At 70.9% G+C, this 24,289-nt stretch carries 25 protein-coding genes; 11 read left to right on the top strand and 14 right to left on the bottom strand.

Going from position 1 to position 24,289, the window contains the following annotated elements; all coding sequences use genetic code 11:
• Positions 1–97 precede the first annotated feature (97 nt).
• Together ACFSZT_RS04245 and ACFSZT_RS04240 are read left to right on the top strand one after the other, a co-directional pair.
• Positions 98–1,291 (top strand): AAA family ATPase, encoded by a 1,194-nt coding sequence (locus tag ACFSZT_RS04245; protein ID WP_377395778.1) that lies wholly within the window; start codon positions 98–100, stop codon positions 1,289–1,291.
• Between the two features lie 105 nt (positions 1,292–1,396).
• The gene (locus ACFSZT_RS04240; protein WP_377395775.1) at positions 1,397–2,119 is read left to right on the top strand and encodes a GntR family transcriptional regulator; all 723 of its coding nucleotides are present in this window, start codon (positions 1,397–1,399) and stop codon (positions 2,117–2,119) included.
• Between the two features lie 5 nt (positions 2,120–2,124).
• Here the strand turns inward: ACFSZT_RS04240 and ACFSZT_RS04235 are convergent, their stop codons facing one another.
• Genes ACFSZT_RS04235 through ACFSZT_RS04205 form a run of 7 tightly spaced genes read right to left on the bottom strand, consistent with a single transcriptional unit; the run spans position 2,125 to position 8,583 of the window.
• Positions 2,125–3,258: a TIGR03364 family FAD-dependent oxidoreductase gene (locus ACFSZT_RS04235; protein ID WP_377395772.1), complete on the bottom strand. Its 1,134-nt coding sequence runs from the start codon at positions 3,256–3,258 to the stop codon at positions 2,125–2,127.
• Positions 3,255–4,331: an alcohol dehydrogenase catalytic domain-containing protein gene (locus ACFSZT_RS04230; RefSeq protein ID WP_377395769.1), complete on the bottom strand. Its 1,077-nt coding sequence runs from the start codon at positions 4,329–4,331 to the stop codon at positions 3,255–3,257. Before ACFSZT_RS04230 ends, ACFSZT_RS04235 begins: the two co-directional genes overlap by 4 nt.
• The gene (gene phnE / locus ACFSZT_RS04225) at positions 4,307–5,908 is read right to left on the bottom strand and encodes a phosphonate ABC transporter, permease protein PhnE (protein ID WP_377395766.1); all 1,602 of its coding nucleotides are present in this window, start codon (positions 5,906–5,908) and stop codon (positions 4,307–4,309) included. The genes ACFSZT_RS04230 and phnE overlap by 25 nt, the downstream gene beginning before the upstream one ends.
• Positions 5,908–6,711, bottom strand: coding sequence for a phosphonate ABC transporter ATP-binding protein (phnC, locus tag ACFSZT_RS04220; RefSeq protein WP_377395762.1), 804 nt, complete (start codon positions 6,709–6,711; stop codon positions 5,908–5,910). Before phnC ends, phnE begins: the two co-directional genes overlap by 1 nt.
• A complete protein-coding gene (locus ACFSZT_RS04215; protein WP_377395759.1) occupies positions 6,704–7,672 on the bottom strand; it encodes a phosphate/phosphite/phosphonate ABC transporter substrate-binding protein in 969 nt (322 codons plus the stop codon). Before ACFSZT_RS04215 ends, phnC begins: the two co-directional genes overlap by 8 nt.
• A gap of 57 nt (positions 7,673–7,729) precedes the next feature.
• Positions 7,730–8,419: a phosphonatase-like hydrolase gene (locus ACFSZT_RS04210; protein ID WP_377395756.1), complete on the bottom strand. Its 690-nt coding sequence runs from the start codon at positions 8,417–8,419 to the stop codon at positions 7,730–7,732.
• Between the two features lie 2 nt (positions 8,420–8,421).
• Complete coding sequence (locus ACFSZT_RS04205) at positions 8,422–8,583, bottom strand: hypothetical protein (RefSeq protein WP_377395753.1); 162 nt, start codon at positions 8,581–8,583, stop codon at positions 8,422–8,424.
• Between ACFSZT_RS04205 and ACFSZT_RS04200 the strand changes: the two genes are divergently transcribed.
• A complete protein-coding gene (locus ACFSZT_RS04200) occupies positions 8,582–9,754 on the top strand; it encodes an alpha-D-ribose 1-methylphosphonate 5-triphosphate diphosphatase (RefSeq protein WP_377395751.1) in 1,173 nt (390 codons plus the stop codon). The two genes, ACFSZT_RS04205 and ACFSZT_RS04200, sit on opposite strands and share 2 nt — an antisense overlap.
• A gap of 157 nt (positions 9,755–9,911) precedes the next feature.
• Here ACFSZT_RS04200 and ACFSZT_RS04195 read toward each other — a convergent pair whose 3' ends face one another.
• Complete coding sequence (locus ACFSZT_RS04195; protein ID WP_377395748.1) at positions 9,912–10,610, bottom strand: enoyl-CoA hydratase/isomerase family protein; 699 nt, start codon at positions 10,608–10,610, stop codon at positions 9,912–9,914.
• Positions 10,611–10,637: 27 nt separating this feature from the next.
• Between ACFSZT_RS04195 and ACFSZT_RS04190 the strand changes: the two genes are divergently transcribed.
• Both ACFSZT_RS04190 and ACFSZT_RS04185 read left to right on the top strand, forming a co-directional pair.
• Positions 10,638–11,174, top strand: coding sequence for a helix-turn-helix transcriptional regulator (locus tag ACFSZT_RS04190; protein WP_377395745.1), 537 nt, complete (start codon positions 10,638–10,640; stop codon positions 11,172–11,174).
• 307 nt (positions 11,175–11,481) lie between these two features.
• Positions 11,482–11,643: a hypothetical protein gene (locus tag ACFSZT_RS04185; protein ID WP_377395741.1), complete on the top strand. Its 162-nt coding sequence runs from the start codon at positions 11,482–11,484 to the stop codon at positions 11,641–11,643.
• Between the two features lie 124 nt (positions 11,644–11,767).
• On the opposite strand, the gene ACFSZT_RS04180 is transcribed toward ACFSZT_RS04185, so the two are convergent.
• Complete coding sequence (locus ACFSZT_RS04180; RefSeq protein ID WP_377395738.1) at positions 11,768–12,334, bottom strand: peroxidase-related enzyme; 567 nt, start codon at positions 12,332–12,334, stop codon at positions 11,768–11,770.
• An 85-nt stretch (positions 12,335–12,419) separates the two neighbouring features.
• On the opposite strand from ACFSZT_RS04180, the gene ACFSZT_RS04175 reads away from it, so the two are divergent.
• Positions 12,420–12,779 carry a YciI family protein gene (locus ACFSZT_RS04175; protein WP_377395735.1) on the top strand — a complete coding sequence of 120 codons (360 nt, stop codon included), beginning with the start codon at positions 12,420–12,422 and terminating at the stop codon, positions 12,777–12,779.
• A 2-nt stretch (positions 12,780–12,781) separates the two neighbouring features.
• Positions 12,782–14,023 (top strand): RNA polymerase sigma factor, encoded by a 1,242-nt coding sequence (locus tag ACFSZT_RS04170; protein ID WP_377395732.1) that lies wholly within the window; start codon positions 12,782–12,784, stop codon positions 14,021–14,023.
• On the opposite strand, the gene mctP is transcribed toward ACFSZT_RS04170, so the two are convergent.
• Together mctP and ACFSZT_RS04160 are read right to left on the bottom strand one after the other, a co-directional pair.
• Positions 14,020–15,663: a monocarboxylate uptake permease MctP gene (mctP, locus tag ACFSZT_RS04165; RefSeq protein ID WP_377395729.1), complete on the bottom strand. Its 1,644-nt coding sequence runs from the start codon at positions 15,661–15,663 to the stop codon at positions 14,020–14,022. The genes ACFSZT_RS04170 and mctP overlap by 4 nt on opposite strands.
• Positions 15,660–15,938, bottom strand: a complete 279-nt coding sequence (locus tag ACFSZT_RS04160) for a DUF3311 domain-containing protein (protein WP_377395726.1) — start codon at positions 15,936–15,938, stop codon at positions 15,660–15,662. Before ACFSZT_RS04160 ends, mctP begins: the two co-directional genes overlap by 4 nt.
• Positions 15,939–16,036: 98 nt before the next feature.
• Between ACFSZT_RS04160 and ACFSZT_RS04155 the strand changes: the two genes are divergently transcribed.
• The 4 genes from ACFSZT_RS04155 to ACFSZT_RS04140 all read left to right on the top strand — a co-directional run bounded on the left by ACFSZT_RS04155 (position 16,037) and on the right by ACFSZT_RS04140 (position 20,433).
• A complete protein-coding gene (locus tag ACFSZT_RS04155; RefSeq protein ID WP_377395723.1) occupies positions 16,037–16,915 on the top strand; it encodes a septum formation family protein in 879 nt (292 codons plus the stop codon).
• Positions 16,916–17,005: 90 nt separating this feature from the next.
• Positions 17,006–18,613, top strand: a complete 1,608-nt coding sequence (locus ACFSZT_RS04150; protein WP_377395721.1) for an alpha/beta hydrolase — start codon at positions 17,006–17,008, stop codon at positions 18,611–18,613.
• A gap of 167 nt (positions 18,614–18,780) precedes the next feature.
• Positions 18,781–19,050, top strand: a complete 270-nt coding sequence (locus tag ACFSZT_RS04145) for a helix-turn-helix domain-containing protein (RefSeq protein WP_377395718.1) — start codon at positions 18,781–18,783, stop codon at positions 19,048–19,050.
• 87 nt (positions 19,051–19,137) lie between these two features.
• Positions 19,138–20,433, top strand: coding sequence for an Nramp family divalent metal transporter (locus tag ACFSZT_RS04140; protein ID WP_377395715.1), 1,296 nt, complete (start codon positions 19,138–19,140; stop codon positions 20,431–20,433).
• On the opposite strand, the gene ACFSZT_RS04135 is transcribed toward ACFSZT_RS04140, so the two are convergent.
• From ACFSZT_RS04135 to ACFSZT_RS04125, 3 genes are all read right to left on the bottom strand, one after another.
• Complete coding sequence (locus ACFSZT_RS04135) at positions 20,423–21,289, bottom strand: LLM class F420-dependent oxidoreductase (protein WP_377395712.1); 867 nt, start codon at positions 21,287–21,289, stop codon at positions 20,423–20,425. The two genes, ACFSZT_RS04140 and ACFSZT_RS04135, sit on opposite strands and share 11 nt — an antisense overlap.
• A gap of 91 nt (positions 21,290–21,380) precedes the next feature.
• The gene (locus tag ACFSZT_RS04130) at positions 21,381–23,210 is read right to left on the bottom strand and encodes a phosphoenolpyruvate carboxykinase (GTP) (protein WP_377395709.1); all 1,830 of its coding nucleotides are present in this window, start codon (positions 23,208–23,210) and stop codon (positions 21,381–21,383) included.
• A gap of 330 nt (positions 23,211–23,540) precedes the next feature.
• On the bottom strand, positions 23,541–24,236 hold the full coding sequence (locus ACFSZT_RS04125; RefSeq protein ID WP_377395706.1) for a hypothetical protein: 696 nt from the start codon (positions 24,234–24,236) through the stop codon (positions 23,541–23,543).
• Positions 24,237–24,289: the final 53 nt, after the last annotated feature.

The raw sequence follows: 24,289 nt of genomic DNA, 5'->3' as shown, positions 1-24,289 counted from the left end.
TGACATCAAGACGAACTCCCGATGGCCGGTGACACGCCGATTGCCGTTTCTCGTCCAATATCGAGTCTGAGCTAGAGAAGCCAATACGGTCGTAGGAATGGACCCCGTGCGGAACCCGTTCGCCCCTGGCGCGGGCCAGCGCCCGCCCGAACTCGCCGGCCGCGAACGCGAGCTCGACGCCTTCGAGGTGGTGCTGGAGCGGGTCTCCCGCGGCCGGCCCGAACGCAGCCTGATGCTCACCGGCCTGCGCGGAGTCGGCAAGACCGTGCTGCTGGGGGAACTGCGCTCGATGGCGATCCGGCGCGGCTGGGGCGCGGGCAAGGTCGAGGCGCGGCCGGACGCCGACCTGCGCAGGCCGCTCTCCGCGGCCCTGCACCGCGCGGTGCGCGACCTCGCCGTCCGGCATCGCGCACCGGACCGCGTGGACGAGGTGCTCGCCGTGCTCAAGGCGTTCGCGCTCAAGTCCAACAAGCCCGACGCCAAGCTGCGCGACCGCTGGCAGCCCGGCATCGACGTCCCGCCCGCCCAGGGCCGCGCCGACTCCGGGGACATCGAGATCGATCTCGTGGAGCTGTTCACCGAGGTCGCCGAGCTGGCGACCGACGTGGGAACGGGTGTCGCGCTGCTGATCGACGAGATCCAGGACCTCGGGCCGCAGGACGTGTCGGCGTTGTGCGCGGCATGCCACGAGCTGTCCCAGTCCGGCGCGCCGCTGGTCGTGGTGGGCGCCGGGCTCCCGCACGTGCCCGCGGTGCTGTCGGCGTCGAAGTCGTACTCGGAACGGCTGTTCCGCTACACCCGCATCGACCGGCTGAGCCGCGACGACGCCGACCGCGCCGTCCTCGCGCCGGTGCAGCGCGAGGACGCCGAGATCACGCCGGACGCCCTCGACGCGCTGTTCTCCGCATCCGGCGGCTACCCGTACTTCATCCAGGCCTACGGCAAGGCCGCATGGGACGCCGCACCGTCGAACCCGATCACCGAGGAGGACGTGCGCGTCGCGGCACCGGAGGCGCAGGCCGAACTGGCGGTCGGGTTCTTCGGCTCCCGGTACGAACGGGCCACGCCCGCCGAACGCGAGTACCTGCGCGCCATGGCGGAGCTGACGCAGGGCCGCGACGAGAGCGCGGGCACCTCCGACGTCGCCGTGTTCCTGGGCCGCAAGCCGTCGTCGCTCTCGCCCGCACGCGACAGCCTGATGAAGAAGGGGCTGGTCTACTCCGCCGAGCGCGGGCACATCGCGTTCACGGTCCCCCACTTCGGCAACTACCTGCTGAACCGCTTCGACTGAGGTCCGGATCGCCGTCGACCGGCGAAACCGGACCTTGGTGACGGTCAGTCGAACTCTTGGTGGCAGGGCTATGCCGGCCGCCCGTGTGGGTGACAGAGTGAGGCCGTGGCGTCAGCCAAGTACCGGGACATCGCAGCGGCCTTGGCCGCCGAGATCGCCGATCTTCCACCCGGTACCAAAGTGGACGGTGAGCTGGCGATCGCCGCACGGTTCGGGGTCGGCCGCGCGGCCGCCCGGGCCGCGGTCCAGGAGCTCGAGCGCCAGTTTCTCGTCCGCCGGGTGCGCGGCCTGGGGACCTTCACGTCCCGGCGGGTCGACTACCTGATCTCCAGCCGCCGCCCGCCCTCGTGGAGCCAGACGCTGCGCGAGGCGGGTGCGACACCCCGGACGGTGGTGCGCTCCTGCACCTCGGTGCCGATGCCGGCCGAGGTGGCGCGCAAACTCCGCATGCAAGAGGGGACCCCGGTGTGGCGGCTGCAGCGCCGGTCGTTCACCGACGACCTGCCTGCCTCGTGGGGCACCGAGTGGGTCGCGGCGGCCGCCGTGCCCGAGCTGCCGACCGCGGTGCGGGTGTCCGAGTCGCTGGACCACATCATCCGCACCGTCGGCGGCGTGGTGCCCGCCCGTAGCTGGGTCCGCGCCAGCATGGAAGCCGCCTGCGAGGAGGTCGCCGACGAACTCGCCATCGACCCCGGGGCGCCGGTGTGGTTCGTCAAGTCGCTCAACACCGACGAGGCGACCGGCGCACCGGTGTGCCTGACCGAGCGCTGGATCCGGGCGGACGCGATCCGCGTCGTGCTGGAAGCCGGGGAGGACGCGCCGGGCTGACGCCGCTACGGCGTCGGCACGCGGTCGGTGACCAGCTGGTCGACCACGTGCGCGGCCAGCCCGAGCCCGGTCGTCATCCCGATCCCGGCGGTCACCGCGACCACGGTGCACCCCGGCTGGACCTGCCGCACCAGAAACTCCCCGGGCGCCGAGGCGTACACCCCGCGCCAGCGTTCCCGGACCCGCAGGGACGGTGTCCCCAGCAGCCGGGCCGTCTCGTCGAGGATCAGCTCGTCGACGTCCTCGGCGGCGAAGGGGTCGACGCTCGCGCCATAGGCATGCGTGTCGCCGATCAGCAGGTCGCCGCTCGGGTGCTGGGTGAACATGTGGTTCACCCCAAGCTCCAGCAGCTCCGGGCGCTCGGCGGCCAGCCGGGCCCTGAGCCGGGCGGACGGAGGCTGCCGGACGAGACCGGCGTAGCGCAGCATGGACAGCCCGGTGAGCACGGCCGGCGCCTCGGTGGCGGCCCGCGTGCGGTACGCGGGCGCCGCCACCCGCAGCATGTGCAGCGCACAGCGGCGGACGCCGGCATCGGCGGCGAGCCCGGGGAACAGCCGGTCGAGGTCGTGGCCGATGCACACCACGACCTCCCGGGCCTCGATGTCGCCCCGGTTGGTGCGGACCCCGCCGGGCTCGACGCCGAGCACGCTCGTGGACCACCCGAACGTGACGCCGGGCTGCTCGGCGAGCCAGCGGGCGATGGCAGGCACCGCGGCCCGCGGATCGACCCGGATGTCGCGTTCCAGGTAGGCGCCGCCGAGCGCGCCCGCGGTGCCGGCGCGGCGGTCGGCCTCCGCGGCGGTCAGCATGGTGACACCGGCACCATCGCGTTCGGCGGCGAAGGACTCCAGCACCTCGAGCTCGTCCTCGGCCCGCGCGACCACCACGGTTCCCGTCTCGGCCGCCCAGAACCCGGCGCGCCGGGCAAGCGTGAGCCAGCGGTCCCGGGCGGCGAGCGCGTGCCGGTACGCCACTCCCTCCTGGGCGGTCACACACCCGTGGCCGAAGTTGCGCACCGACGCGCCGAGCGGCCGGTCCTCCCGCTCCACGACGGTGACGGTGAGACCGCGGGCCACGGCCTCGACGGCGTGGCCGAGCCCGACGATTCCGCCGCCGACCACGACGAGGTCGGCGCTCACGGAGCCACCGCCAGCCGGGGCACCCGCTGGTTCGGCCCGGCGAGCAGGTCGCCGACCCGGGCGAGGGGGACGGCCGGGCTCACCAGCGTCTCCCACGGCCACCGCTCGCGGCTCGCGGCGAGGTAGTCGATCGCCTGGCGCAGGTGACGCGGCTCGTAGTTGTGCACTCCGGTGATCGTCAGCCAGCCCCGCACCACGCGTTCCGGGTCGACCGCCACCGGCGCGACGGGCGTGACCGCTCCGGCCAGGACCAGCCGCCCTCCGATGTCGAGCGCCGCGAGTGCGCTCGCGGCGGCGCTGGTGGCGCCGGAGAGCTCCACCGCGACGTCGACGGCGGGCAGTGGTTCGGCGGCGTGCCTGGTGTCGGTGGCCCCGAACTCGGTCGCGAGCGCGCGCCGGTCCGGGTCGACATCGGTGACCACGACGGTGGCGGCGCCGCGGTCGGCGGCGATCGCCGCGGCAGTCAACCCCAGCATGCCCGCGCCGCAGATCAGCACCCGGGCACCGGCGGGCGACCCGGCCGCCTCGAGGGCCGCCATCACCGTCGCCGTCGCGCAGGCGGCGGGCGCGGCCAGCGTGTCCGGCAGGTCCACCGGCACCGGCACGACCGTGGTTCCCGCGGGCAGCAGGATGTGCCCGGCGAACCCTCCGGACAGCGGCCAGCCCGCGTCGAACGGCTCGTGGCCGATCTTGCGGACGTGCCGGCACTTGGCTGTGCGACCGCTCCGGCACAGGTCGCAGGCGCCGCAGCTGACCGTCACGCCCCACACCACACGGTCACCGACGGCGGCCGGTGCGCCCGCGCCCGCCGCGACGACGTGGCCCACCGCCTCGTGTCCGAGCACGCTCGGGCAGGCGGCGCTGCGCCGGCCGCTGACCGTGTGCCGGTCGCTGCCGCACACGGTGGCCAGGTCGACGGCGACGAGCAGTTCCCCGGCCCCGGGCTCGGGCACCCGCACCTCCTCGAGCGCCACCGAGGTGCCGCCATGCCAGACGGCGGCCACCGTCGTGGCGGGCGCCGGTGCCCGCGTCGGCGCCGCCGGGCCGTTCAGATGACCTGCGAGCGGATCCATCCCGCGAGCCTTTCGATGACGTAGACGATGATGAAAACGATCAGGATGATCGCGCCGGCGAACTCGAAGTTGAGCGTGCGGACGGCCTCGTAGAGCAGGAAGCCGACACCACCGGCGCCGACGATCCCCAGCACGGTGGATTGCCGGATGTTGACGTCGAGCAGGTACAGCGACGAGCCGACCAGATTCGGCATGGCCTGGGGCAGCACCGCGGAGAACAGCACCTGCCACCAGCCGCCGCCGACCGCGCGTACCGCCTCGACCCGCCCGGGGTCGATCTCCTCCGCCGCGTCCGCGACCAGCTTCCCGAGGAACCCGATCGAGCCGATGCCCAGGGCGCACACACCCGCGACCGGGCCGAGACCGACCGCCGCCACGAACACGACGGCGAGGATCAGCTCGGGCACGCTGCGCACGGCGAGCATCAGGCCGCGGGCGGCCCAGGCGACGGCCGGGTGCGGCGCCACGGTCCGCGCCGCCAGCAGGCCGACCGGAATCGACAGGACGATGCCGCCCGCGGTCGCGAACACCCCGATGGCGATGGTCTGCAGGACCGCCTCCCACAGCTGGTCGCCGACCCGGCCGAAGTCGGGCGGCACCAGCCGCGCGGCCGCGTCCACGAGGTCGGGGATCGACGTGACCACCGCGAGCGGATCGATCCGGAGCTCGACGAACGCGTACGCGGTGGCCACCACCAGGCCGATTCCGAAGATCCAGCGGGTGCGCCGTTCGCGGTGTTGCTGCCGGGGCGAGGGCTGCAGCAGGAGCCGGCGCAGGACGACCGTGGCCACCTCCATCGCGGCGAGCACGACGAGAACGGCCAGCATCATGCCCAGAGCGGAGTCGTAGGACAGGCTCCGCAGCGTGCTCTGCAGGGCGAACCCGATGCCTCCGGCGCCGACGAAGCCCAGCACCACCGACATCCGCAGGTTGATGTCCACCCGGTGAATGAAGGTGCCGATCCAGGACGGCACCACCTGAGGAACGACCCCGCTGATCAGGACGCTGAGCCGGCCCGCTCCCGTAGTGCGGACCGCTTCGCGGGGGCCCTCGTCGATCTCCTCGATGGCGTCGGCGAACAGCTTGCCGAGCATGCCGATGGAGTGCAGGGCCAGCGCGAGGACACCGGCGAGCACCCCGATACCCAGCGCCCGGACGAACACGACCGCGAACACCAGGTCGGGCACGGCCCGGCAGAACGTGATGACGCCCCGGGCGGCGGCCATGACGACCGGGTGCGGCGTCGTGTTCCTGGCGGCCAGGAAGGCCAGTGGAATCGACATGGCCGCGGCGAGCACGGTGCCGAGCAGCGCCATCAGCAGCGTCTCGACGACCAGGTCGACCGTCCGGCCCGGTTCCTCGGCGACGGGCGGCAGCATCCGCTCGAGCAGCCGGCCGACCGCGTCGGCTCCCTCGATGAGCAGCGCAGGCGAGAAGCCGAGGTACCACCACGACGCGACGGTGGCGAGCACGCCGGTGACGGCGACGACCGTCAGCATCCGCCGGTGCCGGTTCGGCGGGCGGACCGTGGCGCGCTCGCCGCGCGCGGTGAGCTGGGGTGGGGTGAGCGTGGACATCAGGCGACGGCGACCTCGTCGGCCGCCGGTTCCAGGCGGCGGTAGACGTCCATGACCTCGGCTCGCGACACGTCGGCGGCGGGCCGGTCGAGCACCTTCCGCCCGGCGCGCAGGCCCACCAGCCGGTCGCCCCAGCCGAGGGCGAGCTCCACCTGGTGCAGACTGCACAACACCGTGAGCCGGTCCTCGCGGCACACGCGACGCAGCAGATCCATCACGGCGTCGGAGTTCTCCGGGTCCAGGGAGGCGACCGGCTCGTCGGCGAGCACCAGCCGGGGCCCCTGCATCAGCGTCCGGGCGAGCGCCACCCGCTGCTGCTGGCCACCCGACAGGGTGTCGGCGCGCTGGTAGGCCTGGTCGGCGAGACCGACCCGATCGAGGTGGCCCAGCGCCTCCCGCTTCAGCCGCGCCGGCCACGTCAGCAGCCCGTACCGCGGGCCGCGTACCCGGCCGAGTGCTCCGATGAGGACGTTCTCCAGGCACGTGAGCCGGCCCATGAGGTTGAACTGCTGGAACACGAACCCGACATCGGTCCGCAGTCGCCGCAGCTGCGCGGGCCGGCACTCGTGGACGGCGACGTCGTGGACGACGACCTCGCCCTCGGACACCGGATGCAGGCCGTTGAGGCAGCGCAGGAGCGTCGACTTGCCCGAGCCGGACAGCCCGAGGAGGACGACGAGTTCGCCGGCCCGGATGTCGAGGTCGACGCCGGCGACCGCGGTGGTGGTGCCGAACCGCTTGACGAGCCCGCGGGTGCGGACGACAGTCCGTGCGGTCTCCGTCCCGTCCTGGAGCTCAGCCACGGCAGGCCTCCGCCTGGGTCAGCCGGCAGACCTCGCGCACGCCGTCGTAGTCGGCATCGGTGGCCGGCTTGACGCCCCAGGCGTCCTCGTCGGTGAGCAGGCAGTCGCCCTCGCAGAATCCCTGCGAGCGCAGGTAGTCCGCGTTCGCCTTCTCGGTCATCAGCTTCGTGAGCTTGGCGACGACGTCCTTGCCGAGCCCGTTGCGAGCGACGAACAGCGAGCCGGAGATCTTCGGGGACTGCCAGACCTTCTTCAGCTCGCCCTGCGTGAGGTCGCCGCTGTCGATCAGGGTGCGCTCGACCATGCTCTGCATGGAGAACCCGGCGTCGCAGTCGCCGTTCTTCACGGCCAGGGCCGAGGCGTCATGGCCACCGGCGAAGACCGGCTTGAGCGACTTCGACATCGCGCTCTCGGCCGCCGAATCGACCACACCGGCCTCGATCAGGCCCGCGGTCGGGTAGAGGTAGCCCGACGTGGAGCCCGGGTCGACGAAACAGACGTCCTTGCCCGCGTAGTCCTTCAGACTGTTGATCTCGACGTTGTCCGCCCGGGTGATGCCGAACGAGTAGTACCCCGGTTCCTCGTCCTTCGTCTCGGTGACCGCGCCGAGCGGCGTGATCTCGGCGCCGTTCTCGGTCGCGATGACGTAGCCGAACGAGCCGAGGAACGCGATGTCGACATTGCCCGCCATGAGGCCCTCGATCACGCCGGCGTAGTCGGAGGCCTGGCTGACCTCCACCGTGGAACCGGTCTCGTCCTCGAGCATCTTCACGATGGGGTCGTAGCCCGCGGCCAGCGAGGTGGAGTTCTCGGCCGGGATGGCGCCGAGCACGATCGTCTCGGGGAAGCCCTTCTCGTTCGCGGCCGCCTCGCCGCCGGAGTCGCCGGAACAGCCGCCGAGGAGCAGGCCGGTCGCGGCCAGGGCCGCGAGCAGCCGGCGGGTGGTCGGGGTGGCAGTCATGTCACAGTCCTCGAATCTCGATCGGAATTCGGATCAACGGATGCGGGTGCGGTGCGCTCAGGCGTGGGCGGCTCCGAGCAACGCAGGCAGGTCGGCGACGGATCCGAGCACGTCGGTGTGCGGAACGGTGGCGAAATCGGCCTCGGTGTGGGCGCCGGTGAGGACACCGGCGACGACGCCTGCTCCGGCCCGGTGGCCGCTCAGCAGGTCGGACGTCGTGTCGCCGGCGACGGCGACCTGGCGAACGTCGTCCACGGCCAGTCGGATGACGGCCGTGAGGATCATGTCCGGGTAGGGGCGGCCACGACCGGCGTCGGCGGGGGACAGCACCAGGTCGGCAACGTCGCGCCAGCCGAGCGCGTCGAGCAGCGCGTCCCGGGTCTCGACGGAGAATCCCGTGGTCAGCGCCACCTTCGTGCCGGCTTCGCGCAGCGTCCGGATCGCGTCGGTGGCGCCGTCGATCCCGGCGACGCCACCGGAGCGGATCGAGTCGAGGTAGGCCGCCTCGAACGCGGCGTTGGCCCGTTGCGCGGCCTGTTCGTCGCCGGCGATGGCGCGGAACACCTCGATCTTCGACTGGCCCATCGTCTCGAGCGTGTAGTCGACCGCCTTCTGCCGCTCCGGTGTGCCGTCGGCAATGCCGATGGCGTCGAGAGCCGTGCCGAAGGCCGCCATCACCGCTCCGTCGTCACAGACAGTGGTGCCGGCCATGTCGAGGCAGGCCAGGCGGTACTGCGGTGGGGTCATGGTCAGGTCCCTTCGATGTCGGCGCCGCGGCGGCCGGGATCGGTGCTCGAACGCGCGACCACGACTGTGCGGCACGCGAGGGAACGCGCCGCCCGCACGAGGTGAACCCGGGGCAAAGCGTCGTTCATCTTCTGGACGAGTTGTCCGGACAGGCTCATCGGCATGTCACCCTGGCTGCTCACCACGCCCGCCGACTACGACCTCGGCCACGTCCGCGCAGTCCTGCCCGACCGAGTGGTCGAGGACGCGCGGGTCGTGGTGCGCGACGGCGTGATCGTCGACGTCGGGCCCCATCCACGCGGTGCCTCGACCGACGTCGACGGCGGTGGGCTGCACCTGCTGCCCGGTCTGATCGACGTGCACAGCGACACCCTGAACAAGGAGTGCCACCCGCGTCCGGGCGCTTCGCTCGCTCCCGGGCTCGCCCTCGCCTCGGCGAGCGCCCGGCTCCGCGCCGCGGGCATCACCACCGCCTACCACGGCCTGGCCTACCAGGAGCGCAGTGCGGTCGGCCTGCCGATCGACTCGCCCCGCGCGGTGGAGTTGGCCCCGGCCGTCGACGCGGCGAACGGCGCCGGGGCGCTCGTGGACCATCGGGTGCTGCACCGGCTGGACGTGCGGTGTGTGTCCGGACGGGAACAACTGGAAAAGCGCCTGGCCGAGCCGGCTGCCGGCGACCTTCCAGTGGTGTCCCACGAGGACCACACGCCGGGGCAGGGCCAGTACGCCGATCCGGCAACGATGCGCCACTGGCTGGAGGTCGGCGAGGGCATGACCGCGGCGGACGCGGCGGAGCACGTCGCGTGGTGGCAGGCGAGCCGGGAGCGGGCCTGCGCCGCCGGCCGCGACACGCTCGACTGGCTCGGCGAGCTGGCGCGGGCCGGGCGGATCCGGCTGTGGGGCCACGATCTGGACAGCGCCGAGGCCGTCGACGCCCTGCTCGACCGGGGCGGGCGCGTCGCGGAGTTCCCCACCACGCGCGCGGCCGCCGAACGTGCGCGGGAAGCGGGCGTCCTCGTGGTGGCCGGTGCGCCGAACGTCGTCCGCGGCGGCTCGCACGCCGGCAACGTCTCGGCCGCCGAACTGGCCGCCGCCGGGCTCGTCGACGCACTCGCCTCCGACTACCTGCCCACGGCCCTGTTGCCCGCGGCTGTCCACCTGGCCGAGCGCGGCGTGCTCGGTTTGCCCGAGGCCATCGGGCTCGTCACGAGCGGGCCGGCGAACGCCGTCGGACTGGACGACCGTGGTCGGCTCGCCGCCGGCAGGCGAGCCGACCTCGTGCTGGCCGATCTGGCCGGCCCGCACCCGGTCGTCCGCTGGGTGGCGCGCGCCTGACCGGACGTGCACGCCGCGTGGGGCACGAGCCGCGGCCGGCACACCGCCACGTGGACGCGATCGAGGCGCGCGAGGCCGGCCAGGCGCCGCGCGGCGGCCGAGACCCACCTGCGGTACCTCGCGACCCTGCGCAGGATCCCGGACCGCGCCGACGGGGTTACGAGCCCACCGTCGAACCGGTGAGCACGTCCAGCGCGCTCCGGTAGAGGTCCCGCTTGATCTGTCCCAGTGCGTGCCGTGGCTTGCCGGCCAGCGAGGCGGCGCGGGCGACGGCGTCGCCGAGCACGTCGGCCTCCGCGGCGACCTCCGAGACGATGCCCGCGGCCTTCGCCTCCGCGGCCGGGTACCGGCGCCCGGTGACCATGGCCTCGTGGGCCACCGGCGGGCTGAGTCGCGCGGTGAGCAACGCGTTCATGCCCGGCGTGAACGGCAGCCCCAGGTCGGACTCGGGCAGGCAAACGTAGCCGCGGTCGGCGCGCATGATCGCGACGTCGCAGGCCAGCATGAGCATCGCACCGGCGGCGAAGGCGTGGCCGTTGACGGCGGCGACGGTCGGCACCGGCAGCGCCAGCACGCGCGCGAACAGGCCGTGGACCCGCGCCAGCGTCGCCTCGGCGTCGTCGGGATGCGACCCCAGGTACTCCAGGTCGAGGCCGTTGGAGAAGAACTTGCCGGTGCCGGTGAGCACCAGGGCACCGGCCTCGTCACCGTCCTCGATGGAGGTCAGGACACCGTCGAGGGCGTCGAGCAGCAGCGGGTGGAAGCGGCTGTCCTCGCCGTGGTGCATACGCACGACGGTCACGGACCCCTCGGTCGACACGGTGAGACTCGCCGAGGAAAGAGCTGAGGTGTCCATGCGGCCAGATTACCTAGAATGTAGGTAATGGCGCTACGACATCTCGTCCTCGGTCTCCTCACCGACCGTCCTGACCACGCGTACGCACTCAAGGCGCGACTGGCTCCCGGCGTGCCGCGGGAACAACGCGTCAATGACGGGGTGTTGTACCCATTGCTGGCCAAGCTCGAGGCCGAGGGCCGGGTGACCGGCCGGGACGAGCCCGGCCGCGGGGGACGGTCTCGCCGCGTCTACGCCGCGACGGAGTCGGGGACCCAGGAGTTCCTGCACTGGCTCCGGTCGGACGCGGACGAGTCCGTGGCGCCGCTGCACGAGCTCTACACCGACCATCCGCTGGTGAAATTGCTCTTCGCCCATCACCTCGGCCCGGCCGAACTCGGCGCCAAGCTGGCCGGCCACGCCCGGCACCTGCATGAGCGGATCGCGGCACTGGAGGCGATCAGCGACATGCCCGACGCCCGCCATGGCTTCGGCCCCGCACTGCTGGACCTCGAAGTGCGGCAGCTCCGCGAGCGGCTGAGCTGGTTGCGCGATCTGGCGCACACGGTCGCCGAGCGGGAGTGAGCCGCGCGGAAGCCACGGCCCCGCCACCACGGCACTCGAACCACGGCACTCGAATCACGGCACTCGAACCACAGCGCCGGGTTCGATCGGGCCGTCTACTGGTCTCTAGCCCTTCCACTAGAAAGGGCTAGATCCACCCAGACTCGTCCGCCTCCTGATGGACTACGCCAATGATGCCGCCACTGCCGTTGATTGTTCGGCACGTAAGCCATCTCACCGCATAATCGCTGGCAATCTGGACGTGGGTGGCGCATAATAAGGGATGTAAAGGAAGTTGTCGAGACTCCAAGGAGATGCCGCAAACCCGATGGACAACATCGCCGCCCGACTCCGTGCCCGTCGAGCCCAGGCCCGTACCCGCCGCGCGATCAACCGAGCGATCGACACCGCGACCGCCGCGACCGTTCGCCAGGAATTCATGTCCATCGCCCAGACACGCGGTTACCGCCGCCCCGCGTCGCGCGCGTGATCTGAATTACACTCGCCTTCGGGTGTAACGCCGCCGAGTGCGGCGTCGATACCCCCCATGACCCCGTGATGCTGGCGGACCCCCGACCTGGCAGCATCACGGGGTTTCCAATGTTCAGGGCCGGTCAGCGGCCCATCGTGTAGAACTCCGCGTTCGGCGCCAGCGCCGTCAGATGCGCCAGCCGGTTCGACATCGCGAACAGCGCCGTGATCGCGCCGACGTCCCAGATCTCGTCGTCCGTCAGACCCGCCTCGCGTGCCGCGGCCACGTGCCGCTCCCCGAACTTCGCCGAGTCGTGGGCCAGCGCGAGCGCCAGGTCGACGATCGCCCGCTGCCGGTCCGGCAGCTCCGCACCCCACGGGTTGCTCGCGACGCGGTCGGCCAGCTGGGGGTCCTTCGACCTGATGCGCAGGATCGCGCCGTGCGCCACCACGCAGTATGTGCAGTGGTTGGCTCCCGAGGTCGCCACGACCACCAGCTCCCGCTCGGCCTTGCTCAGGCCCTCGGCGCGGTTCATCAGCGCGTCGTGGTAGTCGAGGAACGCCCTCAGTTCCTCGGGCCGGTGCGCCAGAGCCCGGAAGATGTTCGGCACGAACCCAGACTTCTCGGCGATCTCGCCGACGCGTTCGCGCAGGTCGTCGGGCAGCTTTTCGATGTCGACCACGCCGAACCGGCTCACTCGCTCGCTCATGACCCTCACGCTAGCCGTGTCGAATCGGGGTGTCCTCGTTCGTCTTCGGGGTGACCATTGAAGGCACCACGCCAAGGAGGCAGCCATGCCCAGGTACGCCGGATTCCTCCGCGTCACCCAGGACGCCTACGCCGGGGTGAGCCCGGACGAGGCGCAGCGGACTCTCGAGGCCTACTTCCGCTGGAGCGAGGACCTGGAAAAGGAAGGCAGGCTCGTCATCTCCGAAGGGCTCTCCGCCACCAAGGGCCGGGTGGTGCGCTCCTCGGGCGGCGAGCTCACCAGCACCGACGGCCCGCACACCGAGGCGACCGAGATCGTCGGCGGGTTCATCGTCATCGAGGCCGACGACCTCGACCAGGCCGAGAAGGTGTTCGGCACGCACCCGCACCTGCGGTTCGGCCCGATCGAGGTGCGCAAGGTCGGCGACAACGGCTGCGAGGACTAACCATGGGCGAGCCGGCCGGCGTGGTGGAGCACCTGTTCCGGCACAGCGCCGGGCAGATCGTCGCCACGCTGGCCCGCACGCTCGGCCCGTCCCGGCTCGACCTCGCCGAGGAGGCCATGGCCGACGCCTTCGAGCAGGCGCTGCGGACGTGGCCGCACACCGGCGTCCCCGACAACGCGCGGGGCTGGTTGTTCCGGGCCGCGCGCAACCGGGCGCTCGACCTCATCCGCAGGGAGGCGTCGCTGCGGGCGAAGCTGCCGCTGCTCACCGAGCTCGACCCGGACGCCGGACCCGGCAGCGGCGACGCCGAGCTCGCCATGATCCTGCTCTGCTGCCACCCCGAGCTGCCGCAGACCTCGCAGGTGGCGCTGACGCTCAAGACCGTCGGCGGGCTCGGGGTGAACGAGATCGCGGCGGCGCTGCTCACCAAACCCGCCACGGTCGCGCAGCGGCTGACCAGGGCGAAACGCTGGTTGCGGGCGCGGCACTCGCTCGAGCTGCCGCCCGCCGAGGACCTCGAGGCACGCGTGGACAGCGTGCTGGCGGTGCTGTATTTGCTGTTCAACGAGGGGTACGACGCCACGAGTGGAGACGCCGCCGTGCGCGGGGAGCTGTGCGGCGAGGCCATCGGGCTCGGGCGGCTCCTGCTCGCCGACCCGCGCACCGACCTGCCACGCGCCCGCGCGCTGGTGGGGCTGTTGTTGCTGCAGGCCAGCCGGCTACCGGCCCGCGTTGACGACTCCGGTGACGTGCTGCTGCTGGCCGAGCAGGACCGGTCGCTGTGGGACCGGGCGCTGATCGCGGAGGGCACCCGGACGTTCGCGGCGGCGTGCACCGGGCCGGAACTGTCCGCCTACCACGTGGAGGCGGCCATCGCGCTGTGTCATGTCGCGAGCGACGCCCCGGCGCGCACCGACTGGCCGCGCATCCTCGGCCTGTACGACCGGCTGGTCACCCTGCGGCCGTCGCCGGTCACCCTGCTGAACCGGGCGATCGCCCTGGCGATGGTCGACGGTCCGGCCGCGGGGATCGCCGAACTGGAACGCCTCGAACACGATCCACGGCTGGCGGGTCACCGTTCGCTGCCCGCCGCGCTGGGTGCGCTGTGGCTGCGGGCGGGCGAACCCGACAGGGCGGCGGCGTACTACCGCACCGCCCTCGCCCTGCCGGGTCCCGAACCACAGCGCCGCTTCCTGCGCCGCCGGCTCGCCGAGTGCACCGGCGTCGCCGGCCACGCGCGTTAGTGCACCGCGACCGGACGCAGGTCCTTGTCGCCCTCGTCGACGTGGTAGTCGGCGTCGTCGGTCGCGTCGAGCCCGTTGAACACCTTCAGCCGCCGCGCGATCACCGACACCACCACGGCGACCAGCAGGTTCGCCAGCAGCGCCACGATGCCGACGTAGATCTGCACCTGCGAGCCCGCGAACGGCTGCCACCCGAGGATGTTCAGCTTGTCCAGCGCGAGCGCCGAACCACCGAAGTGCTCCTTGCCCGTGGCCGGGTTGGGGATGTTGTAGAGCAGCAACAGGCCCCAGAACATGCCCACGAACCAGCCCGCGACCAGCCCCCACCGGTGCAGCCAGCGCGTGTACAGCGCGATGGCCACGGCAGGCAACGTCTGCAGGATCATCACGCCGCCGATGAGTTGCAGGTCGATGGAGAACTGCGGGTCGATGAACACGATGAACGCCACCGCGCCGAATTTGACGATCAGCGAGGCGAGCTTGGCCTGCTTGGCTTCCTGGGCCGGGGTGGCGTCGCGCTTGAGGAACTCCTTGTAGATGTTGCGGGTCCACAGGTTGGCCGCCGCGATCGACATGATCGCCGCGGGCACGAGCGCGCCGATGCCGATGGCGGCGAACGCGATGCCCGCGAACCAGGACGGGAAGTGGTCGTCGAAGAGCTTCGGCACGATCGTGTTCGTGTCCAGCCTGCCGGTCGCCTGGTTGGTGAGGGCTTCCGTGCCGGCCGCGACGGCCACGAACCCGAGCAGCGCCAGCAGCCCGAGCAGCAGCGAGTACGCGGGCAGGGCCGACATGTTGCGCTTCAGGACATTCCGGCCACGCGAGGCCAGCACCCCGGTCACCGAGTGCGGGTACAGGAACAGCGCCAGCGCCGAGCCGAGGGCCAGTGTCAGGTACTGCAGCTGGTTGTTGGCATTCAGCAGCACCCCGTCGGTGGCCGACTCGGACGCGGCGAACTTCTGCTCGGCGGCACCGAAGATCTCGCCCCAGCCACCGAGCTTCGTCGGCAGGTAGACCACGGCCACCAGGATCACCAGATAGACCAGCAGGTCCTTGACGAACGCGATCAGCGCGGGCGCCCGCAGGCCGGACTGGTAGGTGTAGAGCGCCAGGATCACGAAGGCGATCAGCAGCGGCAGGTGACCGAGGAAGCCGCCCGCGTTGAACCCCATCGTCCGCAGCACCGACTCCAGGCCGACGAGCTGCAGCGCGATGTAGGGCATGGTCGCCACGATCCCGGTGATCGCCACGAGCGTGGCCAGCAGCGGCGAGCCGTACCGGCCGCGGACGAAGTCGGCGGGCGTGACATAGCCGCGCGCCCGCGACACCGACCACAGCCGCAGCAGCGGCAGGAACACGATCGGGTAGGCGATGATCGTGTACGGCAGCGCGTAGAACCCCATCGCACCCGCACCGAACATCAGCGCGGGGACGGCGACGAAGGTGTAGGCGGTGTAGAGGTCACCGCCGATGAGGAACCACGTGATCCACGAGCCGAACTTGCGCCCGCCGAGGCCCCATTCGTCCAGGTGGTCCAGCGTCTGACCGGCCTGCCAGCGGGCCGCCGCGAACCCCATGACGGTGACCATGAGGAACAGGGCGCAGAAGACGAGCAGCTCGGGCCACTGGATGTCGCTCATCGGCGGGCCCCCTCATCGAGGTCGTCCACGTCGGGGCCCGCACCGGGTGCCGGAACGACGGGCCGGCTCCGCGTCTTCAGGTACACGAGTGCGGTGCACAGCACACCGACCGCGATGCCCGCGAACTGGCACCAGTAGAAGAAGGGCATGCCGAACAACCTCGGCTCCTCGCGGTTGTACAGCGGGGTGATCAGGATCCAGAGGGGAACGAGGAGCAGCAGGTTCCATGCGTTGAACCGCAGCCCGTTCCCGGTCTTGCCGGCGTGCGCTGCCATAGGACTTCACCAGCTCCGGTCGTAGGTTGTGGATACTCACGAGTAATGCGGCGTTGACCTTAAAGGCTGAACCACCGGCCTCGGTAGGGTCGGTGCCGATGGCGAGACATGGGCGAGTGGTGATCGCGGCCGCCGCGGCGGTCGTGCTGGCGCTGACCGGATGCTCGGCCGAGGTGGCGGGCACGGCGGAGTCGGGGCCGGCGACGGCGGCCGAGCCGCGCCCGAGCGAGAACGCGTCGCCGCCCGACAACCCTGCCGGCCCCGAGCCGGTGGTCGCCGGCCCTGGACAGTGCGTCAACGGCAACGACGTCACGCCCGTGGACTGCAGGCAGCCGCACACGGTGGAGATCACCGCGGAGGGCACGTTCGGCGGGGGCATGCCCGAGCAGCCGCCCGACCGCGACACCGTCTTCGCCGCCGTGTTCCCCGAGTGCAGGCAGGCGGCGGCCGACTATCTCGGCAACGAGGACTACGACGCGTCGACCCTCGGCGCCTGGCTGCTGTGGGCCGGCCGGGAGGACTGGACCGCCGGTAAGCGCTGGTACCGCTGCGGCGTCGCCGAGCTGGGTGCCGACGGGTCGGCCCTGCCCCGCACCGGTTCCGTCCGCAACGCCCTGGCGGGCGACGGGCTGTACGAGTTCCAGGTGTGCTCGGCCACCCGGCCGTCCCAGGAGCTCCCACGGCTCGTGTCGTGCGATCGGCCCCACAGCGGGGAGGCCGTCGGCACGGTGGCGATGGGCAGGCCCGCCGAGCCGTTCCCGTCGGAGCGCGCGTTCAACGACCGCGCGAGGCCCGCGTGCACGCGGGCGGTCCGCGAGTACGTCGGTGCCGAGCGCGACGACGTCACCGCATCGTGGCGCTGGCCCGATGAGGTGAACTGGCGCTACGGCTTCACCAACATCACCTGCTACGCCGAGACGGTCGAGCCGGTGACGAAGCCGGTGCGCGGACTCCGTTCGTCCCGTTTGCCCAATTAGGACTCACCAAACCGACCGACGAACGGTTGCCCCGACGGTGCCGGGCAGTTTGAATGTCCGGCGATCGTCGATCTTGAGGGGCACATGAACATGAGGAAACTTCGCCTCGCCGTGGTGGTTCCGGCGATGGCAGGCTCGTTGCTGGCCACCGCGGCGCCGGTCGTCGCCGCACCCGAGCAGCCGCGGACACCGGCCAGGGCCGAGATCCCGGACCGCTACGCCGAGCAGACACTCGACTGGCACCGCTGCACCGGCGACGAACTGCCCGCGCCACCGCCACCCGGCGCGGAGGACATCGAGTGCGCCACCTACCTCACGCCGCGCGACTGGAACAAACCGGACGAGGGAGTGGACCTGACCATCGCGGTGAGCCGGCTCAAGGCCACCGGCGGCACCGCGACGGCGAGCGTCATCACCAACCCCGGCGGCCCCGGTGCACCCGGCCGCAGTTTCCCGGCCCGGCTCCGCAACCAGGACCGGCTGCGCGAGCACCAGGAGATCATCGGCTTCGACCCGCGCGGCACGGGCCAGAGCACCAACATCACGTGCGGCGGCGCGATCGGCACGGGCAGCTCGCTCGACCCACGCGACCGCAGCCGCGAGAACCTCAAGCTCATCCTCGACGCCACCGAGTACGCCGCCGACTCCTGCCAGGTGAAGTCGGGCGAGCTCGGCCCGCTCATCAACACGTTCCAGACCACCCACGACATCGACCTGCTGCGGACGCTGCTCGGCCGAGACCGCATCAACTGGGTCGGCTACTCGGCGGGCACCTGGCTCGGCGCGCACTACGCGCAGCGCTTCCCCGAGCACACCGGCCGGTTCGTGCTCGACTCGGCGACCGAGTTCACCACCACCTGGCAGCGCTCGTTCGACTGGCAGCCGCTCGGCTTCGAACGCCGCTGGCGCGAGGACTTCCTGCCGTGGCTGGCCTCCTACGACCGGCTGTACCACTTCGGCACCTCCGGCGAGGAGGCTCGGCAGACCTACGAGGAGGTCCGGGCGGCGCTGGCCAAGGAACCCGTGGAACTCGACGGCGAGAAGGTCGGCCCGAACGAACTGGACTCGGCCATCGCGGGCCAGCTCTACGACAAGCAGTCCTTCCCGGCCCTCGCCGACTACCTCGTATCCCTGCGCACCCTCACCCAGGGCAGCCGCAGCGCCGACCAGGAGGTCTCGGCGCTCGAGCGGGTGGAGGAGATGCTGGCCGAGGTCAAGGCCGTGGGCCCGCAGCCGCTGATCGTGCCGCACGGCTATGACGACGCCTACGACGCGAGCTTCTGGACCATTCCCTGCAACGAGGGGCCGTGGTTCGGCAACCGGAGCACCGTGGTCTGGCAGTCGGAGCGGCTCGGCAGGCAGTACCCGCTGATGGGCTGGGGCTGGCTGGTCCAGCCGTGCATCTTCTGGGACAACAAGCCGATCGACCTGCCCGAGCTCGACGGCGAGGGGGTGCCGCCCGTGCTGATCGTCCAGTCCGAGAACGACCCCGCCACACCGATCGAAGGTGCGCGCCGCGCCCACGAACGGTTCGAGGGCTCCCGGATGCTGACGATCACCGACGAGGGCGACCACGGCATCTACGCCGGCGGCAACGCCTGTGCCGACGACGTGGTGGAGGACTACCTCGTCGACGGCGTCGTGCCCGAGGACACCACCTGCGAGGGCATGCCGCTTCCTGTGCCGCCCGGGGCGTAGGGCGGCGACCGCCGAGGCCCGCCTCCTCGCATACGCAGACGCGGGGAGGCGGGCCTCGTCGTGCTCGGGTTCGCAACGGATTCGGGCGCCGCGACCGATCCACAGGATGTGCACAGAGTTGTCCACAAGCTGTGTGCCGGCCCGGAACCGGTATTAGTATCGGGGCCGTGGTGCGAGTGCCTTTGAGCGATGCCGAACGCGCGCGCGGCGAGCGGCTGGGAGCCCTCCTGCGCGAGGCACGTGGCGCCCGGAGCATGGTGGAGGTCGCCGCGGAGGCGGGCATCTCGGTGGAAACGCTGCGCAAGATCGAGACCGGGCGGATCCCCACGCCTGCCTTCTTCACGGTCGTGGCCGTGGCCGACGCCGTCGGCCTACCCCTCGACGCGCTCCGCGGCGCACTCGACGAGGACGCACCGGGCAGGCTCGCCGTCAGCTGACGACCGGATCACCGGCCGACCGGAAAGTGATGAACGTCCGGCAACATTTGGTTTCGCGGCGCGGGCTCAGCGCTTATTTTGCCTGTCATGTCGAACGAAGCCGGCCACGCCGGGGTGGCCCACGAGGACGTCCCCGTCACCTGGAAAGCCAAGATCCGCCAGATCGGCCCGGGCATCATGGCGGCCGCCACCGGCGTCGGCGCGGGTGACCTCGTCGCCACGATGGTCGCCGGTTCCCGGTACGGCTACACGCTGCTGTGGGCGGTGATCGTCGGGACCATCTTCAAGATCGCCCTCGGTGAGGCCGTCGGACGCTGGCACCTGGCCTCGGGGCGGACGATCCTCTCCGGCTGGCGCACGCTCGGCAAGTGGGTGCTCGTCTACTTCGGCGCCTACGCGGTGGTGTGGGGCTTCGTCTACGGCGCCACCGCGATGTCCGCGAGCGGCCTGCCGCTGAACGCCCTGTTCCCCGGCCTGTCCGTGCGGTACTGGGCGATGATCTGCGGCGTCGTCGGCTTCCTGCTGGTCTGGTTCGGCCGGTACGCCGTGATCGAGAAGATCATGACCGTCTTCGTCGGCATCATGTTCGTCACCGTCGTCGGGACGGCCGTGCTGGTGACGCCGAACCTGTTCGACGCCGCCGAGGGCTTCGTGCCGCGGCTGCCGAGCGGCTCGTTCGTCTACGTGCTCGGCCTGATCGGCGGGGTCGGCGGCACCATCACAATGGCGGCCTACGGCTACTGGACCCTGGCCAAGGGCTGGCGCACGTCGCGGTGGATGCCGATGATGCGGCTGGACAACACGGTCGGCTACGTGACCACCGCGATCTTCGTGGTCGCCATGCTCATCGTGGGCGCGGAGCTGCTGTTCGGCCAGGACGTCGTCTCCGGCGACGAGGGCCTGCTGATGCTCGGCGACATCCTGGCGCAGGAATACGGTCAGTGGGCCCGGATCCCGTTCCTCGTCGGGTTCTTCGCGGTGTCGTTCACCTCGCTCATCGGTGTGTGGAACGGCGTGAGCCTGCTCTTCGCCGACTGGTGGCGCACGTGGCGGTTGCCCGCGCACGCCGAGGACTCGGTGGAGGACTACGACCGCAAGGCAGGCAGGCGCAGCACCGCGTTCCGCGTGTACGTGCTGTGGCTGACCTTCCCGCCGATGGCTCTGCTGTTCCTCGACCGGCCGTTCCAGCTGACCGTGACCTACGGCGTGCTCGGGGCGTTCTTCATGCCGTTCCTCGCGGGCACCCTGCTGTTCCTGCTCAACTCGAACCGCGTCGGACCCGAGGGCCGGTCGCGCTGGCTGTCGAACACCCTGCTGACGGTGTGCCTGGTGCTCTTCGCCTACCTGGCGGTGGACGAGATCATCGGCCTGTTCAACGAGTGAGGGGCTTGCCTCCGCGCAGGTGGGCGATGACCTCGGCGAACGCGTCGAGGTCTTTGTCCATCACCGACACGTAGGTGATGCCGAACCGCTCTCGCTGCGCCCGCAGCTGCTCGGCGATCTGCTCGACCGTGCCGACCAGCAGAATCGGCACCTCGCCGAGCTCCTCCGGTGTCCGGTCCGGGTCGTACCGGCGGAGCTGCTCGAGCACGGCCGACCGGTCGTCGGTGACCACCACCGACTGGATCAGCAGGTTGAGCTCGAGGCCGTCGGCGCGGTCCCCGGCCTCGGACCGCACGAACGCGATCCGCTCGTCGAGCTCGTCCGGCGAGGCGATGGCCGCCGAATCGCCGTCCCGCGAAAAGCGCACGCCGGTGAAGCCCACGATGTCGGCCTCTCGCGCGGCCAGCCGCAGCATCCGGTCGCGCTGGCCACCGAGGAACAGCGGGGGCGGCGTTCGGTCACCGTAGTGCTCGCGGATCGCCTCGATGCAGCGTTCGAGGTGATCGAGCCGCTTACCCGGCGAGAGGAACGGCAGCCCTGCCGCGTCGAACTCCGCCTTGACGTAGCCGGTGCCGAGACCGAGCTCGAACCGGCCCTCGAGCAACTGGTCCACACCCTCGACGTCCCTGGCCAGCAGGACGGGGTTGTAGAAACCGGTGTTCACCACGTAGGTGCCCAGGCGCACGCGCTCGGTCGCCTCGGCGGCGGCGACCAGCGCGGGAAAGGGCGCCGGCATCCCGAGGTGATCGGGCACCGCGACGACGTCGTACCCCAGTCGCTCGGCCTTACGGCACAGGTCGATCCAGTGAGCCCGGCCCGCGGAGGCCAGCATGTTCACGCCGAATCGGAACTCCACGGGTTCCGACCGTAGACGTACGACGTCCCCATGGGCACCACCGTTCGTTCATGGCGGAACCGGTGCCCATGGGGACGTTCGGACTGCGTGACTACGCGAGCCGCTGCTTGAGCGCCTCCAGCTCGTCCTTCAGGGCGGACGGCACCTTGTCCTCACCGATCTTGGCGAACCACTCCTCGATCAGCGGGATCTCCTGCCGCCACTCCTCCGGGTCGACGGCGAGCGCGGCCTGGATGTCGGCCAGCGGCTCCTCCAGGCCCTCGGTGTCGAGGTCCTCGGCGCGCGGCACGAAGCCCGCCGGGGTCTCCTGGGCCGAGGCCTTGCCCTCGATGCGCTCGACGATCCACTTCAGCACGCGCGAGTTCTCGCCGAAGCCCGGCCACAGGAACCGCTTGTCGTCGCCACGGCGGAACCAGTTGACGTAGAAGATCTTCGGCAGCTTGGCGCCGTCGGCGTTCTTGCCCGTGTCGAGCCAGTGCTGGAAGTAGTCGCCGACGTGGTAGCCGAGGAACGGCAGCATCGCCATCGGGTCGCGGCGCACCTCGCCGACCTTGCCCGCGGCGGCGGCGGTCTTCTCCGACGACATCGTGGCGCCCATGAAGACGCCGTGCTGCCAGTCGCGGGCCTCGCTCACCAGCGGGATGGTGTTCTTGCGACGACCACCGAACAGGATCGCCGAGATCGGCACACCCTTCGGGTCGTCCCACTCGGGCGCCAGGGTCGGCACCTGCGCGATCGGGGTGCAGAAACGCGAGTTCGGGTGCGCGGCCGGCTCGTCGGACTCCGGCGTCCAGTCGCGGCCCTTCCAGTCGGTCAGGTGCGCGGGCGCCTCCGGGGTCATGCCCTCCCACCAGACGTCGCCGTCGTCGGTCAGCGCGACGTTGGTGAACACGGTGTTGCCCTGCTCGATGGTGTTCATCGCGACCGGGTTCGTCTTCACCCCGGTGCCGGGCGCGACACCGAACAGGCCGAACTCGGGGTTGATCGCGTAGAGCCTGCCGTCCTCGCCGAAGCGCATCCAGGCGATGTCGTCACCGACGGTCTCGGCGCGCCAGCCCGGGATGGTCGGCTGGATCATGGCGAGGTTGGTCTTGCCGCAGGCGCTTGGGAACGCCGCCGCGACGTAGTAGGCCTTGTTCTCCGGGGAGATGAGCTTGAGGATCAGCATGTGCTCGGCGAGCCAGCCCTCGTCGCGCGCCATCACCGAGGCGATGCGCAGCGAGTAGCACTTCTTGCCGAGCAGCGAGTTGCCGCCGTAGCCGGAGCCGTAGCTCCAGATGGTCCGGGACTCCGGAAAGTGGGTGATGTACTTGGTGTCGTTGCACGGCCACGGCACGTCCTTCTCGCCGGGCTCGAGCGGCTTGCCGACCGAGTGCAGCGCGGGCACGAACTCGCGCTCGGTGCCGTCCTCCTTGACGAACTTGTCGAGGGCGGCCTTCCCCATGCGCGTCATCACGCGCATCGAAGCCACGACGTAGGCGAAGTCGGTGATCTCGATGCCGAGCTTCGGGTTCTCGTCACCGAGCGGTCCCATGCAGAAGGGGATGACGTACATCGTCCGACCACGCATGCAGCCCCGGTAGAGCTCGGTCATGGTGGCCTTCATCTCGTCCGGGTGCATCCAGTTGTTGGTGGGCCCGGCGTCTTCCTCGCGTTCGGAGCAGATGAAGGTGCGCTCCTCGACGCGGGCGACGTCACTCGGGTCTGATGCGGCCCAGTAGGAGTTGGGCTTCTTGTCGAGCTTGACGAAGGTCCCCGCTTCGACCAGCTCGTTGTTGATGCGCTCGGCCTCTTCGTCGGAGCCGTCGACCCACACCACTCGGTCGGGGGTGGTCAACTCCGCGACCTCGCGCACCCAAGACAGCACGCCGCTGTGCGTAGTTGGCGCCTGGTCCAGCCCTGGGATGGCTACTGCAGTCATCTCTTCTCCTGTCTTCGACGACAAGAGCCCACACCGAACTACCAAGTCCAGGTGCGGGCTCCGTTGCCGGCGACCGAATGGCTTCGCACACCGCCCGAGCGGTGTCCGGTTATTTGGGGATTCCCTGAGACTAGCGGCCGAACACAGGCGGAAACGACCTCTGACCTGTCGGTTCTCTCACAAGAACGATCAGGGAATCGATTCAGTTGCAGCTGAACCGGACCATTGGAAGAGACTTTCCTGCCGATACGGCGAAGACCCGGCTCCGCGCTCGGGCCGGGTCTTCAACCGGATGTCCTGTTCGCCCTTTTCGGGCTGCAGCCGGGCCGGTCAGTTCTGACTGATCCACTGGCCGGTGGCCGAATCGATCTTGGCGACACCTTCGACGGCCTGGCCGCCTCCACCCCAGACACTGTCGCTGCCATCGGCGCCGGCCGACGTGCCGGTCGTCTCGGTCCACTCGCCGTCACCGGTGTGCTCCAGCACGGTCGACTCGCCGTCCGGACCGATCACCACGGCGACATCGGCCTGGCCGTCACCGTCGGCGTCGGTGAACGCGATGGTGTTGCCCGCGCCGTCGTCCACCATGGCCGTGTCGTTCACGCCGTCGGAGTCGGTGTCGACCGTCGCGGGGCCGACCTCGATGTCGCCTTCCGGCAGGTCGGCGGTGATGGTGCCGCCCGCGCCGGTCTGCGTCTCCGGGGCGTCGTCCCCCTGCCCGCCCGGCTCGACCGACACCCAGTCGCCACTCGCGTCGTCGAACTGCGCGTGGGTGACCACCTCGCCCTGGGCGTCGATGGCCAGGTACTCGTCGGCGTCGCCGTCGCCGTCGGTGTCCACGAAGGCCTGACCACTGCCGTCGGCGTGCTCGATGACCGCGGTGTCCTCGACGCCGTCCTCGTCGATGTCGAAGTTGACGTCGGCGGAGTAGTCCTCGCCTTCGACGACGACGGTCATCTCGTCCGAGGTGCCTGTGGTGTCAGTGGTGTCAGTGGCGTCCGCACCACCACTCTCGTCGACCCACACTGGGAACTCCCCCTCTGGTCAGGGCTGCCAACCGTTTTCTCGAGCAGATGCTG

It is taken from the genome of Prauserella oleivorans (assembly GCF_042685745.1).
Taxonomy (GTDB): domain Bacteria; phylum Actinomycetota; class Actinomycetes; order Mycobacteriales; family Pseudonocardiaceae; genus Prauserella_A; species Prauserella_A oleivorans.
Note: the sequence above shows the minus strand (reverse complement) of the source record. Positions and strands in the feature narration are given on the sequence as shown.

Excerpts from the sequence above, each read along its gene's own strand:
- ACFSZT_RS04245 (WP_377395778.1), top strand. The coding sequence starts at position 98 with ATGGACCCCGTGCGGAACCCGTTCGCCCCTGGCGCGGGCCAGCGCCCG.
- ACFSZT_RS04230 (WP_377395769.1), bottom strand. The coding sequence starts at position 4,331 with ATGGATCCGCTCGCAGGTCATCTGAACGGCCCGGCGGCGCCGACGCGG.
- phnE (WP_377395766.1), bottom strand. The coding sequence starts at position 5,908 with ATGTCCACGCTCACCCCACCCCAGCTCACCGCGCGCGGCGAGCGCGCC.
- ACFSZT_RS04215 (WP_377395759.1), bottom strand. The coding sequence starts at position 7,672 with ATGACTGCCACCCCGACCACCCGCCGGCTGCTCGCGGCCCTGGCCGCG.
- ACFSZT_RS04210 (WP_377395756.1), bottom strand. The coding sequence starts at position 8,419 with ATGACCCCACCGCAGTACCGCCTGGCCTGCCTCGACATGGCCGGCACC.
- ACFSZT_RS04200 (WP_377395751.1), top strand. The coding sequence starts at position 8,582 with ATGTCACCCTGGCTGCTCACCACGCCCGCCGACTACGACCTCGGCCAC.
- ACFSZT_RS04205 (WP_377395753.1), bottom strand. The coding sequence starts at position 8,583 with ATGCCGATGAGCCTGTCCGGACAACTCGTCCAGAAGATGAACGACGCT.
- ACFSZT_RS04195 (WP_377395748.1), bottom strand. The coding sequence starts at position 10,610 with ATGGACACCTCAGCTCTTTCCTCGGCGAGTCTCACCGTGTCGACCGAG.
- ACFSZT_RS04190 (WP_377395745.1), top strand. The coding sequence starts at position 10,638 with ATGGCGCTACGACATCTCGTCCTCGGTCTCCTCACCGACCGTCCTGAC.
- ACFSZT_RS04185 (WP_377395741.1), top strand. The coding sequence starts at position 11,482 with ATGGACAACATCGCCGCCCGACTCCGTGCCCGTCGAGCCCAGGCCCGT.
- ACFSZT_RS04180 (WP_377395738.1), bottom strand. The coding sequence starts at position 12,334 with ATGAGCGAGCGAGTGAGCCGGTTCGGCGTGGTCGACATCGAAAAGCTG.
- ACFSZT_RS04175 (WP_377395735.1), top strand. The coding sequence starts at position 12,420 with ATGCCCAGGTACGCCGGATTCCTCCGCGTCACCCAGGACGCCTACGCC.
- ACFSZT_RS04170 (WP_377395732.1), top strand. The coding sequence starts at position 12,782 with ATGGGCGAGCCGGCCGGCGTGGTGGAGCACCTGTTCCGGCACAGCGCC.
- mctP (WP_377395729.1), bottom strand. The coding sequence starts at position 15,663 with ATGAGCGACATCCAGTGGCCCGAGCTGCTCGTCTTCTGCGCCCTGTTC.
- ACFSZT_RS04160 (WP_377395726.1), bottom strand. The coding sequence starts at position 15,938 with ATGGCAGCGCACGCCGGCAAGACCGGGAACGGGCTGCGGTTCAACGCA.
- ACFSZT_RS04155 (WP_377395723.1), top strand. The coding sequence starts at position 16,037 with ATGGCGAGACATGGGCGAGTGGTGATCGCGGCCGCCGCGGCGGTCGTG.
- ACFSZT_RS04150 (WP_377395721.1), top strand. The coding sequence starts at position 17,006 with ATGAGGAAACTTCGCCTCGCCGTGGTGGTTCCGGCGATGGCAGGCTCG.
- ACFSZT_RS04140 (WP_377395715.1), top strand. The coding sequence starts at position 19,138 with ATGTCGAACGAAGCCGGCCACGCCGGGGTGGCCCACGAGGACGTCCCC.
- ACFSZT_RS04130 (WP_377395709.1), bottom strand. The coding sequence starts at position 23,210 with ATGACTGCAGTAGCCATCCCAGGGCTGGACCAGGCGCCAACTACGCAC.